Below are 12,749 nucleotides of genomic sequence, written 5' to 3' on the forward strand. Positions count from 1 at the left end.
GCTGCCGGGCCGCGTGCGGCGCGTCGAATCAGGCAGCGGAGGGTTCGTCGATGGCGGTACCGGTACGTGCGGCCCGCGCGGCGCCCCAGTCGTACAGGGCCTGCAACACCGGGGCCAGGCTGAGGCCTTCCTCGGTGAGCCGGTACTCGACATGGGGTGGTGTGGTCTCGTGGTCGTGCCGCAGGACGAGCCCGTCGGCCTCCAACTCGCGCAGACGCTGCGTCAGCATCTTCTCGCTGATCCCTGGCATCCGGCGGCGCAGCTCGCCATAGCGGTGGACGCCCTCCTTGAGATGGGCCAGGATCACCGGTCGCCATTTCCCGCCGACCACGTCGACGGCGAGCTCCACCGGGCAGTGGTATCGCTTAGGCATCGTGGCCTCCCTCGGCACGTACCAAAAGGTGCGTACTTGATCATCACCGCTGCGGGTGTTGAGCTGTAGCCATGGTGATCGAGTACATCAGGTACCGCGTCCCGCAGGAACGGCTGGACGGTTTCGAGGCGGCGTACGAGCGGGCCGCCAGCGCGTTACGCGCCGCGCCGCAGTGTGTGGACTACGAGTTGAGCCGCTGCCTGGACGACCCCGCCTGCTACCTGCTGCGCATCACCTGGACGTCGGCGGACGAGCACCGGAAAGGGTTCCGGGGTGGCCCGGTGTTCGGGCAGTTCTTCGCCGCGATCAAGCCGTACGTCGAGGACATCCAGGAGATGCGGCACTACGCCCGAACGTCGGTTGCCGGCCCCGGTGGCGCCGCGCCGCCGAGCTTGTACGAGTGGGCCGGCGGCTCCGACGCGTTTCTGAGGCTCTGCGAGGCCTTCTACCGCCTGGTCCGCTCCGACGACCTGCTCGCGCCGATGTTCGCGCAGATGGACCCCGACCACGCCCGGCATGTAGCGGTATGGCTTGCCGAGGTCTTCGGTGGACCGGCCACCTACACGATGGAGCACGGCGGCTACCGCCACATGCTCGGCCAGCACCTGGGCAGGGCGATCAGCGAGGCGCAGCGTCGGCGGTGGGTGAACCTGATGATGGACGCTGCCGACGAGGTTGGTCTACCCGGCGATCCGGAGTTTCGCGCCGCCTTCGCGAGCTACCTGGAGTGGGGCACCCGCTTGGCGGTGGGCAATTCTCAGCCGGACGCGGACCCGATCCGGCAGGCGCCGATCCCACGCTGGGGTTGGGGTGTGGCCCCGCCGTACCGGGGATGATCCGCCGAAACTCGGGTGCGGTCGACCTGGCACACCTCTAGGCTCCCGCTCCGACGGCTGTCATGGCGTCCGGTCGATGGGAGATGAGCGCAGCGATGACTGCACACCTGTTCGCGATCAGTTTCGACGCGAGCGAGCCTCTGCGGCTCGCGCAGTTCTGGGCCGGGCTCCTGGGGCGGAACATCGCCGACGATCCGCACGAGGGCGTCCTGCTCCTGCCCACCAACGACAACGAGTTCCACATCCGCTTCGCCGCGAACCAGGAGCCGAAGGTGGTCCAGAATCGGATGCACTTCGATCTGACCAGCAGTTCGCTGGAGGATCAGCGGCAGACGGTGGCCAGGGCACTGGAACTCGGCGCGCGGCACGCGGACATCGGCCAGGGCCCGGAGATCGATCATGTGGTGCTGGCCGACCCGGAGGGCAACGAGTTCGACGTCATCGCACCGGGTAACAAGTTCCTCGCCGGCTGCGGCTTCGTCGGTGCGCTGGCCAGCGACGGGTCACAGAAGGTTGGCTATTTCTGGAGCCGGGCGCTGGGGTGGCCGCTGGTCTGGGACCAGGACGAGGAGACCGCGATCCAGTCACCGCTCGGAGGCACGAAGATTTCCTGGGGCGGTCCGCCGTACATGCCGAACGGAGGCAGGGATCGGGTGCGTCTCGACCTCGCCCCGGCTGTCGGCGTCGATTGGCAGGCCGAGGTCGACCGTCTGCTCTCGCTCGGAGCGACCCGGGTCGACACCGACCAGGAGGGGACAGGCCGAGTCGTACTGGGCGACCCCGACGGCCAGGAGTTCAGCCTGCTGACGTCCCGCTAGCCCGCGCCGCGACGCGTACGCGACGGCCGGTTGGACAACGGCGGCACCGGTCGGTCAGAGTGATCCGCCGTGAGATACCTGCGTACCGGTGGTCCCGCCGCGATCCGGCGACCCCGGCCCACCGACTCGGACGAGTTCGTCGCCGCCGCGCGGCGCAGCCGGGACCTGCACCACCCCTGGTTGGCCGCGCCGGCCAGCCCGGAGGAGTACGAGCTCTATCTGCGCCGGATCCGTCGCCGCGACAGCGCCGGCTACCTGATCTGCGACCGGGCCAGCGGCGAGATCGCCGGCTACGTGAACATCAGCGGGATCGTGCTCGGCGCGCTGCGTGGTGGCTACCTGGGGTACGCGGCGTTCCTGCCGTACAGCGGGACCGGGCACGCCTCGGCGGGCGTCGCCCTGGTGATCGACCACGCGTTCACCTCGGTCGGGTTGCACCGGCTGGAGGCGAACATCCAACCGGGCAACGAGCCGTCGCGGCGGGTGGCCCGCAAGCTGGGTTTCCGGTTGGAGGGTTTCTCCCCGGACTACCTGTTCATCGACGGCGCCTGGCGCGACCACGAGCGCTGGGCGATCACCGCACCAACCCCGGCCTGAGCGCGCCAGTGCGGCGGGCGCTGGTGCGCTCGACCCGGACCGGGCACCTGCCTGACGGGTTCTGATGTGCCCCTGGCGAGGGTAGGGGTAACCCCCAACCCGACTGGGAGGTAGCAGGATCGAGCAAGATCCAGCAACCGTGGAAGCTCATTTCCATGACCACGCAGAAGATCTCCCGGTTCGATCGGGCCACCCTGGCCCTCGTCCTTCCCGTCGCAGTGATTGCGGCAGTCGCCGGATGTGATGGCTCGGCCGCGCCGAAGGCCGCGCCCACGGCCAGTTCGGTAGCCGCGGTTCCCTCGACCTCGACAAGCGCGGCCGGCCCGGCAAGTGCGGCCCCCGCAGCGGGCTTGCATATGATCGCCAACAACGGGCATCAGCTTGCCTTCCACGTCACGCCCGGAAGTTCTCCCACCATCGTCCTGGACGCCGGCGGTGGCGAGGACTCCTCGTACTGGGATGCCCTGGTGCCGCAGCTGTCGCAGGCCACCGGATCGCAGATCATCACCTACGACCGGGCCGGTCTGGGCGCCAGCGAGGAGGTGAAGGGCCCATGGGACCCCAAGGCCGCAGCCTCCGACCTGCAGGCCGGTCTGCGTGAACTCGGCGTCACCCAGAACGTGGTCCTCGCGGGCCACTCGCAGGCAGGAGAGGTGGCCCACTACTTCGTCCTCGCGAACCCCGGCGTTGTCTCCGGGGCGGTGCTCATCGATGCCAACGTTCCGCAATTCTTCACCGACACCCAGACCCAACGCCTCGTCGCGCTGACCACGCCGCAGATCGAAGAGCTCAAGAAGGCGCCGTCGACGAAGGCGAACCGCCAGCTCATCGCCACGGCCGACAACTTCGGCCCCACGCACCAGGCGTACCACAAGGTCTCCTGGCCCGACGGCGTTCCCGTCATCTATATCGTGTCGGACAAGACACCCTTCGATGGATCTCCGCAGGACGCTCAGGCCTGGCGCGACGCGGCAGCGGCGTTCACCAACGCGGGGCCCGACCGCACACTCGTCATCGCCGAGGGAAGCTCGCACGACGTTCCCCAGGACAAGCCCGCCCTGGTGCTCAAGGAAATCGAACAGATGACCGCCACCCTCAAGTAGAGGCCGACGGCTGACAGGACCGGCGAGCCTGGTTGACCGGGGCAGCGCCGTAGGCGAGCGCGACAAGCCACACGGTCCGGATCCCCGATGACGGCGAGGTGGTGGTCGAGATTCGGGGAGCGGGCCGGAACTGCTGACGCGATGGGTAGCGTGTGTGCGGGTGTCGATCGATCGAGCCGCCGATCGGCGATGCGAGCCTCCGTGGACCACGGACGGACACCACGGCCGCCGGATCCCACGCGACGTGGGGGACACCGACGTGGGGAAGCGCGGATCGCCGGCCACCATGAATCACCACCCAGGCTGTTCGGCACGATGCGCAATGAGGGAACGAGATGACCGATAACAGCGGAACCGCCCTGGCGCAGCGGATGAGCCTGCTGGGCTGGTCGCTGGTGCTGCTCCCGGGCGCGGCCGTCGGTGCCGTGCTGGCCACACTCTGGATCACCTCGATATCGATCGCCGCGCTTGGCGCCGGAATCCCACTGACCCTGCTCGCGACCGTACTGGTGCGCTGGTTCGCCGACCTGCATCGCCAGTGGGCCGCCGACCGGCTCGGCGAACCGGTGCCCGCCCGGCCCTATCAGCCGACGCCGGACGCCGGGTGGCCGGTGCGGCTCTGGACGATCCTGCGCGACCCGGCGACGTGGCGGGACTGGATCTGGTTGGTGGTCAACTCGATCACCATTTGGTTGAGTTGCGGACTGTCGCTGCTGTTCTTCGCCTTCGGAGTCGTATACCTGATCTATCCGCTCATTTATCAGCTGACGCCTTCTCAGGTGTTCCGCACTCCGATGGGGGAGGGCTTCCGGCTGCACAGCGTCGCGCAGTCGTTCGGGCTGGTACCGCTCGGTCCGGTTTTCCTTCTGCTCTGGTACGTCACTGCGGTGCGCCTCGCGAACCTCAACGCTCGGGTGATCCGCGCTCTGCTCGGCCCCACCGAACAGACGCGCCTGCGGGCCCGCGTCCAACAGTTGGCGACCTCGCGAGCTGAGACCGTCGACACCCAGGCCGGTGAACTGCGCCGAATCGAACGCGACCTGCACGACGGCGCGCAGGCCCGGCTGGTGTCGCTGGGTATGAGCCTGGGCTTGGCCGAACAGTTACTGCCCACCGATCCGCAGGCCGTCCAGCAGTTGCTGGCCGAGGCCCGCGAGTCGACCTCCACCGCCCTCACCGAGCTGCGCGACCTGGTACGAGGCATCCATCCGCCGGTACTGGCCGACCGTGGCCTGGATGGCGCACTCAAGGCCTTGGCCCTGGTCAATCCGATCCCGACCACTGTGGTGACTCGCCTACCCGGACGGCTGCCGGCCCCGATCGAGTCAGCGGCCTACTTCGCCGTCGCCGAGGCCCTGTCGAACGCCATCAAGCACGCCCAGGCCCAGCAGATCCGGATCACCGTGGAGTTCGCACCCCACCGGGGCGGCGCTGCCGGGGAACTGACGATGCTGGTGTCCGACGACGGCCGTGGGGGTGCTTCGATGGATTCCGGCACGGGCCTGCGTGGCATCGTCCGTCGCCTGGCGGCTTTCGACGGCACGCTGACCGTTGACAGCCCGCCGGGCGGACCTACCGAGGTGAGGATGTCGCTGCCGTGCGTATCGTGATAGCCGAGGACCTCGCGCTGCTCCGCGAGGGCCTGATCAGGATCCTGCGGGCCAACTCATTCGAGGTCGTGGAAGCCGTTGACAACGGCCCCGCGCTGATCCGGTCGCTGACGACGCACCGCCCCGACGTCGCCATCGTCGACGTGCGGTTGCCGCCGACCTTCACCGACGAGGGGCTGCGGTGCGCGATCGAGGCCCGCCGCCAGATCCCAGGGCTGCCCATCATGGTGCTATCGCAGTATGTCGAGCAGATCTACGCCAGGGAGCTGATGTCAGATCGCGCGGGCGCGGTGGGCTACCTGTTGAAGGACCGGGTTACGGACGTCGACCAATTCGTCGCCAGTGTCCGGCAGGTCGCTACCGGCAGCACCGTTATGGACCCCGACGTCGTGAGTGCGCTACTCACCCACCGCTCCACCGACCCCAAGCTCCTGGAGCTGAGCCCACGCGAGCATGAGGTCCTCACCCTGATGGCGCAGGGCCGCTCGAACGCTGCGATCGCCGCCCGGATGTTCGTCACCGAGAAAACCGTCAGCAAACACAGCAACAACATCTTCACCAAGCTCGGTCTCAAGCCCTCCGAGGACGACAACCGCCGCATCCTGGCGGTACTCGCCTACCTGGAAGGCTGAGTCCTTGGCCTGGTTCCAAGATCCGACGTTGTCGGCACGCCCTGGCCCCGCCGGCGAGTTGCCGACACACGGGTTGCGATCTCGTTAACTCGAGTACCGGACCTTTCACCCGGACCGGGTGATGACGCCCCGTACCCTGCTTCCTACGGTGGGTGCATGGCTGCCGTTCGCGCGACCCCTGCCAACCCCTTCCCCGGTCTGTCCGTCGCGGAGGCGGACAGCGCCGACCAGCGGGCCATCCCGCCCGAGTTGGGCCCCGACTCGCTCGCGGTGCTCAGCGGGCCCACGTTCCTGTACTCGAACGCGTGCGGGGACGTGCCGACGGGCAGCATCGGTGGGCTCGTCCACCTGGACACCCGCCTGATCAGCGGTTGGAGCCTGACCGTCAACGGCGGCGAGCTGCTGGTGCTGCGCGCCGAGACGATCGACCACTACTCGGCGCAGTACGTGCTCACCAACCCGGAGCTGCCCGGACTGCCGCCGAACACGCTGGGCCTGAGGCGCCTGCGCTACGTCGGCGACGGGTTTCACGAGCGCGTGGAACTGGTCTCCTTCCGGCTGGAGCCGGTCCGGGTGGAGCTGCGGCTGGCCGTCGCCGCCGACTTCGCCGACCTGTTCGAGGTCAAGTCGAGGGTCCGGGACCGCTCCGCCGAGATCAGCCGCGACCACGCCGCCGACGGGTCCGAGCTGTGCTTCTCCTACCAACGTGGTGACTTCTCCGCGCAGACCCGGGTGTGTTGCGCGACCCCGGCCGACCGCATCGAGGGCGACGACCTGGTGTGGGACCTGGAGCTGGGCCCTCGCGAGGAGTGGAAGGTCGACCTGCACGTGCCGTTGCCACCCGGGATGGGGGTGGTGGAGCCGGTCCGGGGCGACATCGCCGACGTCATCCACGGCCGAGCCGACGACCCGCTGCGCCGATGGCTGGAGGACCGGGCGGTGCTGCGCAGTGACAACGCGGCGTTGGAGCACACCGTGCGGCAGTCCCGCAACGACCTGGCGGCGTTGCGGCTCGACCTGGAGGTCAAGGGCCAGCGGATTCTCCTCCCCGGCGCCGGACTGCCCTGGTTCCTCGCCGTCTTCGGACGGGACACCCTGATCACCGCGTACCAGACGCTGGTCGCCGGGCCCGAGCTGGCGAAGGGCACCCTGCTCGCCCTGGCCCGGCTCCAGGGTGAGACGTGCGACGACTTCACCGACGAGGAGCCCGGCAAGATCCTGCACGAGGTGCGCAGCGGCGAGCTGACCCGCAGCGGCGAGAAACCGTTCGGGCCGTACTACGGCAGCGCCGACGCCACCCAGCTCTGGTTGGTCCTGCTCTCCGAGTACTGGCGCTGGACCGGCGACGACGACACCGTCCGGCACCTGCGGGACAACGCGGTGGCCGCGTTGCGCTGGATCGACGAGTACGGCGACCGGGACGGCGACGGCTACGTCGAGTACGCGACCCGTTCGCCCGAGGGGCTGGGCAACCAGTGCTGGCGGGACTCCCCGGACGGCGTCGTCTTCGCCGACGGTCGAATTCCGGTGCTCCCGCTGGCCACCTGCGACCTGCAGGGCTACACCTACGACGCCAAGATGCGACTGGCCGAGTTGTTCGACGGTCCGTTGGACAATCCCACCTTGGCGCGCCGGCTGCGCGACGAGGCCAACACCCTGCACGAGCGGTTCAACCAGGACTTCTGGATCGAGGATCGGGGCGGCTACTACGCGGTCGCCCTGGACGGCGACAAGAACCGCGTCGACTCCAAGACCTCCAACATGGGTCACCTGCTGTGGAGCGGAATCGTGCCACCGGAGCGGGCCGACGCGGTGGTGCGTCAACTCATGTCGCCGGAGATGTTCTCCGGTTGGGGCATTCGCACGCTGTCGCGGGAGGAGCGGCTCTACAACGCCCTCGGGTACCACCTGGGCACGGTCTGGCCGCACGACAACTCCATCGCCGCGCTCGGCCTGGCCCGGTACGGCTACCGGGCCGAGTCGAACCGGATCAGCCTGGCGATGATCGAGGCGGCCGAACAGTTCGGTCACCGGCTGCCGGAGGCGCTCAGCGGGTTCGATCGGGAGCGACTGCTCTTCGCCGTGCCCTATCCGACCGCGTGCAGCCCGCAGGCGTGGGCAGCCGGCACACCGCTGGCCCTGATCCGCGCCATGCTCGGCGTCAACCCGGTCAACGGCCGGCTGGTCCTCGATCCGGACGTCCCGGAGGAACTGGGCCGGATCGCCGCCGAGCGGGTCCGGGCGTTCGGCCAACAGTGGGAGTTGGAGGCGATCGGTCGCAGCGGCCACGTCCGGCTTCAGCCCAGCTGAGCACGGCTGGCGCGTAGGACGTTTGTCGCGGGCTTCGACGGGAAACGGCGCGCAATGACGAAACCTCGTGTGGTGATCGTGGGGGCCGGGTTCGCCGGTTACCACGCGGCGAAGACGTTGAGCCGGATCGCCCGGGATCGGGCCGAGATCGTGGTGCTGAACTCCACCGACTACTTCCTGTACCTGCCGCTGCTGCCCGAGGTGGCGGCCGGGGTGGTCGAGCCCAAACGGATCGCCGTGCCGCTGACCGGGACGCTCAAGGGCGTACGGGTGGTGGTCGGCGAGGCCGACCACGTCGACCTGCAGAACCGCTGGGTCGGCTTCACCCAGGCCGAGGGGGAGAAGAACCGGCTGGCGTACGACCGGTTGGTGCTCGCCGTGGGCAGCGTCAACAAGCTGCTGCCCATCCCGGGGGTGACCGAGTACGCGCATGGCTTCCGTGGCCTGCCCGAGGCCGTCTACCTGCATGATCACATCGTCCGGCAGATCGAGCTGGCCGAGCAGGCCGAGGACCCGGCCGAGCAGCAGGCCCGGTCCACGTTCGTTGTGGTCGGGGCGGGCTACACCGGCACCGAGGTCGCGGCGCACGGGCAACTGTTCACCGACGCGTTGCACGCCCAGCGGCCCCGGCTCACCGTCCGACCCCGCTGGATGCTGCTCGACGTGGCGTCCCGGGTGCTGCCGGAGTTGGACAAGCGGATGTCGGACACCTCGCACAAGGTGCTCAACCGGCGTGGGGTGGACGTGCGGATGGGTACCTCGGTGGCCGAGGCGACGTGCGACGGGGTGAAGCTCACCGACGGCGAGTACGTGCCGACCTGCACCCTGGTGTGGTGTGTGGGGGTGCGTCCCGACCCGTTCGTCAACGAGCTGGGCCTGCGGACCGACCGGGGTCGACTGGTCACCGACGAGTTCCTCAACGTTCCCGGCTATCCAGAGGTCTTTGCCTGCGGTGACGCCGCCGCGGTGCCCGACCTCGTCAATCCGGGCAAGGTCTGCGGGATGACCGCCCAGCACGCGCAGCGGCAGGGCAAGCGCGCGGCGTACAACATCGCCGCGTCGTACGGTTTCGGCCGCCGCAAGCCGTACAAGCACCACGACCTGGGCTGGGTCGTCGACCTGGGTGGCAAGGACGCGGCGGCGAACCCGTTGCAGGTCAACCTCGCTGGGTTGCCGGCCAAGGCGGTCACCCGGGCGTACCACCTGATGGCGATGCCGGGTAACCGCACGCGGGTCAGCGCCGACTGGGCGTTGGATGCCGCGTTGACCCGGTCGGCGGTCCAGTTGGGGCTGGTGCCGGCCAACGCGGTGCCGCTGGAGAGCACCACACCCGAGGTCGCGACCCGGTCCCGCTGAGCGGGCACCGGCCAGGTCGTCGGGAGCAGGGCGGCCCGCCCGGCCAGGTCGTCGCAAGAGCAGGCCAGCCGCGACGGTCAGTCGGTGGAGCCGGCCGGCCGCGCGGCCCGCGCGGCCGGTGGGGCGGGCCGCAGCCGGCGCGGGCCGTACTCGCGCAGCAGGGTCTGGATGATGCCGGCGGCGGGGATGGCCAGCAGCGCGCCGAGCAGACCGGCCAGCTCCGCCGCGAGCAGCACACTGACCAGCACCGTCAACGGGTTCAGCCGGACCGCGCGGGAGAGGATGAGCGGCTGGAGCAGGTGATTCTCCACCTGTTGGTAGACCACGAAGAAGACCAGCACCACCACCCCGGCGGTGGGGGAGTGCAGGAAACCGGCACCGGCCGCGATCACCGCGCCGAGGGTCGCCCCGACCAGCGGTATCAGGTCGGCCACCGCCACCAGCAGGGCGATCACCGCCGCGAAGGGCACCCCGGTGAGGGTCAGCACCACGAAGGTCAACGCCCCGCAGATCACGCTGATCAGCAGGTTCCCGGTGAGATAGCCGGTGACGGTACGCGACACCTCCCGGCCCACCCGGCGCAGCCGCTCGCCCTGGCCGTCCCCGGCCGCCGCGAGTAGGCCGCGGGTGATCCGCGGCGACTCCAACACCATGAGGTACGCGAGCACGATGACAGTGACCAGCCCGGCGACCGACTCGACGACGCCGCGCAGCACACCGACAGCTGGTTGGCGCAGCCGGCTGCCGAGGTCGCGCAGTTGCTCGGAGTGCTCGCTGACGTAGCGACGTGCCCCGGTGCGCTCCAACGCCTGCCCCACCGGGCCCCGTCCGGCGCGGGCCTCCCGCAGCAGCTCGGGTGCCCGGTCGGCGAAGCGGCCCAACTCTCCGAACAACGGCACCAGGATGAGCGCCGCCAGGATCGCCAGCAGCACGAACGCGGCGAGGAACACCAGCAGGGTGGCCAGCGCCCGACGCCGGACGAAGCGACGTTGCAGCCGGTCGACGAGGGGTTTGAGCGCGACGGCGAAGAACGCGGCCACCACCGCCCAGACCAGCACCCGCCGGGTCGCGTACACGAACCCCAGCGCGAGCGCGGTGGCCAGCACCAGACCGATCACGATCAGAGTGCGGCGGCCGGTCGCCCGATCGTCGACGTCGCTCATCCGACCGGCCTTCCCCGCGCCCGCCGTCGGAAACCCGGCATTGCGGGCACAACGGTGATCAGTGGCGGGAATTGTCGTCCGCGTCGGTGACCGGGCGGGCACCGGCGACGAACGTGTCGAGCGCGGCGGCGTGCAGCAGCCCGCCGGGCACCGGGTCGCGCAGGGCGGCCACCGCCAGCCGGGCCACCGGAAGCCCACCGGGGCGGGAGGTCGCGGCCAGCACCAGGTTGCCGTACCTGCGGCCGCGCAACATCCGCCGGTCGCCGACCACGCACACGTCGGCGAAGACCGCCCGCAAGGTCGCCACCTGCACCCGGGTACCGACCAGCGGCGGCAGGTCGGTGACGTTGACCAGGTACGACCCGTCGGGCCGCAGGACGCGGGCCACCTCGGCGGCGAACTCGACAGTGCGCACGTGCCGGGGCATCCGGGCCGCGCGGTAGATGTCGGCGATCACCAGGTCGTACCGGCCGTCCGGGGCGCCGGTCAGAGCGTCGCGGGCATCGGCGACCTCCACCCGCACCTCCGGCGGCAGCGGCGGCAACTCCCGGGCCACCAGCTCGACCACCGCCGCGTCCCGCTCGACGACCCGTTGCGGGGAGCCGGGCCGGGTGGCGGCCAGCCAGCGGGGCAGCGTCAACGCGCCACCACCCAGGTGCAGGACGTTCAGCGGGGCGCCGGCCGGGGCCGCCACCTCCACCGCCGAGGCGATCCGCCGGACGTACTCGAAGTGCAGGTGCCGGGGATCCTCGACATCCACGTACGACTGCTCGACGCCGGCGGACAGCAGTGTCCGCCCGGTCCGGCGGACCGGGTCGGCGACCAGCTCCAGCCGGTCGGCGGCGCGATTCATGTCCGGCACGCTAGCCGAGCCCACTGTGCACCCGGCACGGCGGACGGGCCGGCGGAGCGGGGTCGCCCCCGGCCCGCCGGCCCGCCGATGTCGTGCTGGCCGGTCAGCCGCCGGCCATCCCGGCTCCCACCTCGTCGATCGCGTCGTCGATCTGGCGGGCGAGGTCCACGTCGAGCGCGGTGACCCCGTTGGCCTGGCTGGTCCGGACTGTCAACACGGCGGCGGTGTCGCCCGGACGCCCGATGCTCGGGCCGCGGCCGTTGTCCTGGCGCAGCCGGTCAAGGCGGGCGAGTACACGGTCCAGGTTGTCGGGCGGCAGCGCTACCACCCGGTAGAGGCCCTGGCTGTCGCCGGCCCAGTAGGGCAGGTCGTCCAGCGCCGCGCTGATCTCGTCGGCGTCCAGCGTGGGTGTGGTGGTGGAGGCGCCCACCAGGCCGCCGCCCGCCTCCGGCGGGTTCAGCAGGTCGCGCAACCCGTCGGGTACGTGCAACGACTCGACCAGGTCGCCGTCCTGCTCGGCGAGCGCGGCGATCGTCGCCTCGGCCTGGTACCGGGCCTGCTCCGGGGTGTTGCCGCTGATCCGGCCCACCTCGGCCAGGAACCCGGGCAGGTCCTGGTGCCGTTCGATGCCGTCGACCGGCAGCACGTCGTGCAGCGACGCCGGCACCGCGGCGAGCAGCCGCTGCCGCTCGGCGGCCTCCAGGGCGAACGCGAGGACCAGAACGGTCGCCTCGGTGCCCACCTTGGCGGTCTTGAAGTCGACCCCGGCGCGACGACGGACCTCGTCGACCAGGTCGTGGTAACCCATGCTGGTCACACCGGCCGCGCCGCTCGGCGGGGACGGCTGCGGTCGCGGGTTGTCGGCGCTACCGACCGGCGGCGGTGCCGGCCCCCCGCGCGTGGTGTCCGACTTGCGCGCTCCAGCCGCCGGCGGGCCGGTCCGCTTACCCGCATCGAGGCTCGTGAGCTGCTTTGACGCGCTCAGGCTGGCGCCGATCTCGCTGGGCTGGCGATTCTGTTCCCGGGCCTGCCGGGCCAGTGCCCGACGCCTCTGGTTGTCGCCCTCCATCTGCTTGCGCATGCTGGCATCCCTTCCGC

Annotated in this window: 12 protein-coding genes; 8 read left to right on the forward strand and 4 right to left on the reverse strand. The window is 70.3% G+C overall.

Annotated features, from left to right (window positions below):
- Nucleotides 1-28: 28 nt before the first annotated feature.
- The gene (locus tag NIE111_RS02100) at nucleotides 29-373 is read right to left on the reverse strand and encodes a winged helix-turn-helix transcriptional regulator (RefSeq protein WP_238682780.1); all 345 of its coding nucleotides are present in this window, start codon (nucleotides 371-373) and stop codon (nucleotides 29-31) included.
- Nucleotides 374-444: 71 nt separating this feature from the next.
- On the opposite strand from NIE111_RS02100, the gene NIE111_RS02105 reads away from it, so the two are divergent.
- The 8 genes from NIE111_RS02105 to NIE111_RS02140 all read left to right on the forward strand — a co-directional run bounded on the left by NIE111_RS02105 (nucleotide 445) and on the right by NIE111_RS02140 (nucleotide 9,635).
- Entirely contained in the window at nucleotides 445-1,209 is a 765-nt protein-coding gene (locus NIE111_RS02105; protein WP_238682781.1) for a group II truncated hemoglobin, read from the forward strand.
- A gap of 95 nt (nucleotides 1,210-1,304) precedes the next feature.
- On the forward strand, nucleotides 1,305-2,027 hold the full coding sequence (locus NIE111_RS02110) for a VOC family protein (protein ID WP_238682782.1): 723 nt from the start codon (nucleotides 1,305-1,307) through the stop codon (nucleotides 2,025-2,027).
- A 69-nt stretch (nucleotides 2,028-2,096) separates the two neighbouring features.
- On the forward strand, nucleotides 2,097-2,624 hold the full coding sequence (locus NIE111_RS02115) for a GNAT family N-acetyltransferase (protein WP_238682783.1): 528 nt from the start codon (nucleotides 2,097-2,099) through the stop codon (nucleotides 2,622-2,624).
- Between the two features lie 155 nt (nucleotides 2,625-2,779).
- The gene (locus NIE111_RS02120; RefSeq protein WP_238682784.1) at nucleotides 2,780-3,727 is read left to right on the forward strand and encodes an alpha/beta fold hydrolase; all 948 of its coding nucleotides are present in this window, start codon (nucleotides 2,780-2,782) and stop codon (nucleotides 3,725-3,727) included.
- Between the two features lie 335 nt (nucleotides 3,728-4,062).
- Nucleotides 4,063-5,337, forward strand: coding sequence for a sensor histidine kinase (locus NIE111_RS02125; RefSeq protein WP_238682785.1), 1,275 nt, complete (start codon nucleotides 4,063-4,065; stop codon nucleotides 5,335-5,337).
- Nucleotides 5,325-5,969 (forward strand): LuxR C-terminal-related transcriptional regulator, encoded by a 645-nt coding sequence (locus tag NIE111_RS02130; protein ID WP_238682786.1) that lies wholly within the window; start codon nucleotides 5,325-5,327, stop codon nucleotides 5,967-5,969. Before NIE111_RS02125 ends, NIE111_RS02130 begins: the two co-directional genes overlap by 13 nt.
- Nucleotides 5,970-6,125: 156 nt before the next feature.
- Nucleotides 6,126-8,279 (forward strand): amylo-alpha-1,6-glucosidase, encoded by a 2,154-nt coding sequence (locus tag NIE111_RS02135; protein ID WP_238682787.1) that lies wholly within the window; start codon nucleotides 6,126-6,128, stop codon nucleotides 8,277-8,279.
- A gap of 54 nt (nucleotides 8,280-8,333) precedes the next feature.
- Nucleotides 8,334-9,635 carry an NAD(P)/FAD-dependent oxidoreductase gene (locus NIE111_RS02140; protein WP_210785140.1) on the forward strand — a complete coding sequence of 434 codons (1,302 nt, stop codon included), beginning with the start codon at nucleotides 8,334-8,336 and terminating at the stop codon, nucleotides 9,633-9,635.
- 77 nt (nucleotides 9,636-9,712) lie between these two features.
- Here the strand turns inward: NIE111_RS02140 and NIE111_RS02145 are convergent, their stop codons facing one another.
- The 3 genes from NIE111_RS02145 to NIE111_RS02155 form a co-directional block, all read right to left on the reverse strand.
- A complete protein-coding gene (locus tag NIE111_RS02145; protein ID WP_238682788.1) occupies nucleotides 9,713-10,798 on the reverse strand; it encodes an AI-2E family transporter in 1,086 nt (361 codons plus the stop codon).
- A 58-nt stretch (nucleotides 10,799-10,856) separates the two neighbouring features.
- A complete protein-coding gene (locus NIE111_RS02150) occupies nucleotides 10,857-11,651 on the reverse strand; it encodes a spermidine synthase (RefSeq protein ID WP_238682789.1) in 795 nt (264 codons plus the stop codon).
- A gap of 103 nt (nucleotides 11,652-11,754) precedes the next feature.
- The gene (locus NIE111_RS02155; RefSeq protein ID WP_238682790.1) at nucleotides 11,755-12,732 is read right to left on the reverse strand and encodes a DUF2267 domain-containing protein; all 978 of its coding nucleotides are present in this window, start codon (nucleotides 12,730-12,732) and stop codon (nucleotides 11,755-11,757) included.
- Nucleotides 12,733-12,749: the final 17 nt, after the last annotated feature.

The sequence above is a fragment of the Micromonospora hortensis genome (assembly GCF_022230935.1).
Lineage (GTDB): Bacteria > Actinomycetota > Actinomycetes > Mycobacteriales > Micromonosporaceae > Micromonospora > Micromonospora hortensis.

What these genes read in the sequence shown, in the direction of transcription:
- NIE111_RS02100 (WP_238682780.1), bottom strand. Translation starts at nt 373, where the DNA reads ATGCCTAAGCGATACCACTGCCCGGTGGAGCTCGCCGTCGACGTGGTC.
- NIE111_RS02105 (WP_238682781.1), top strand. Translation starts at nt 445, where the DNA reads ATGGTGATCGAGTACATCAGGTACCGCGTCCCGCAGGAACGGCTGGAC.
- NIE111_RS02110 (WP_238682782.1), top strand. Translation starts at nt 1,305, where the DNA reads ATGACTGCACACCTGTTCGCGATCAGTTTCGACGCGAGCGAGCCTCTG.
- NIE111_RS02120 (WP_238682784.1), top strand. Translation starts at nt 2,780, where the DNA reads ATGACCACGCAGAAGATCTCCCGGTTCGATCGGGCCACCCTGGCCCTC.
- NIE111_RS02125 (WP_238682785.1), top strand. Translation starts at nt 4,063, where the DNA reads ATGACCGATAACAGCGGAACCGCCCTGGCGCAGCGGATGAGCCTGCTG.
- NIE111_RS02135 (WP_238682787.1), top strand. Translation starts at nt 6,126, where the DNA reads ATGGCTGCCGTTCGCGCGACCCCTGCCAACCCCTTCCCCGGTCTGTCC.
- NIE111_RS02140 (WP_210785140.1), top strand. Translation starts at nt 8,334, where the DNA reads ATGACGAAACCTCGTGTGGTGATCGTGGGGGCCGGGTTCGCCGGTTAC.
- NIE111_RS02145 (WP_238682788.1), bottom strand. Translation starts at nt 10,798, where the DNA reads ATGAGCGACGTCGACGATCGGGCGACCGGCCGCCGCACTCTGATCGTG.
- NIE111_RS02150 (WP_238682789.1), bottom strand. Translation starts at nt 11,651, where the DNA reads ATGAATCGCGCCGCCGACCGGCTGGAGCTGGTCGCCGACCCGGTCCGC.
- NIE111_RS02155 (WP_238682790.1), bottom strand. Translation starts at nt 12,732, where the DNA reads ATGCGCAAGCAGATGGAGGGCGACAACCAGAGGCGTCGGGCACTGGCC.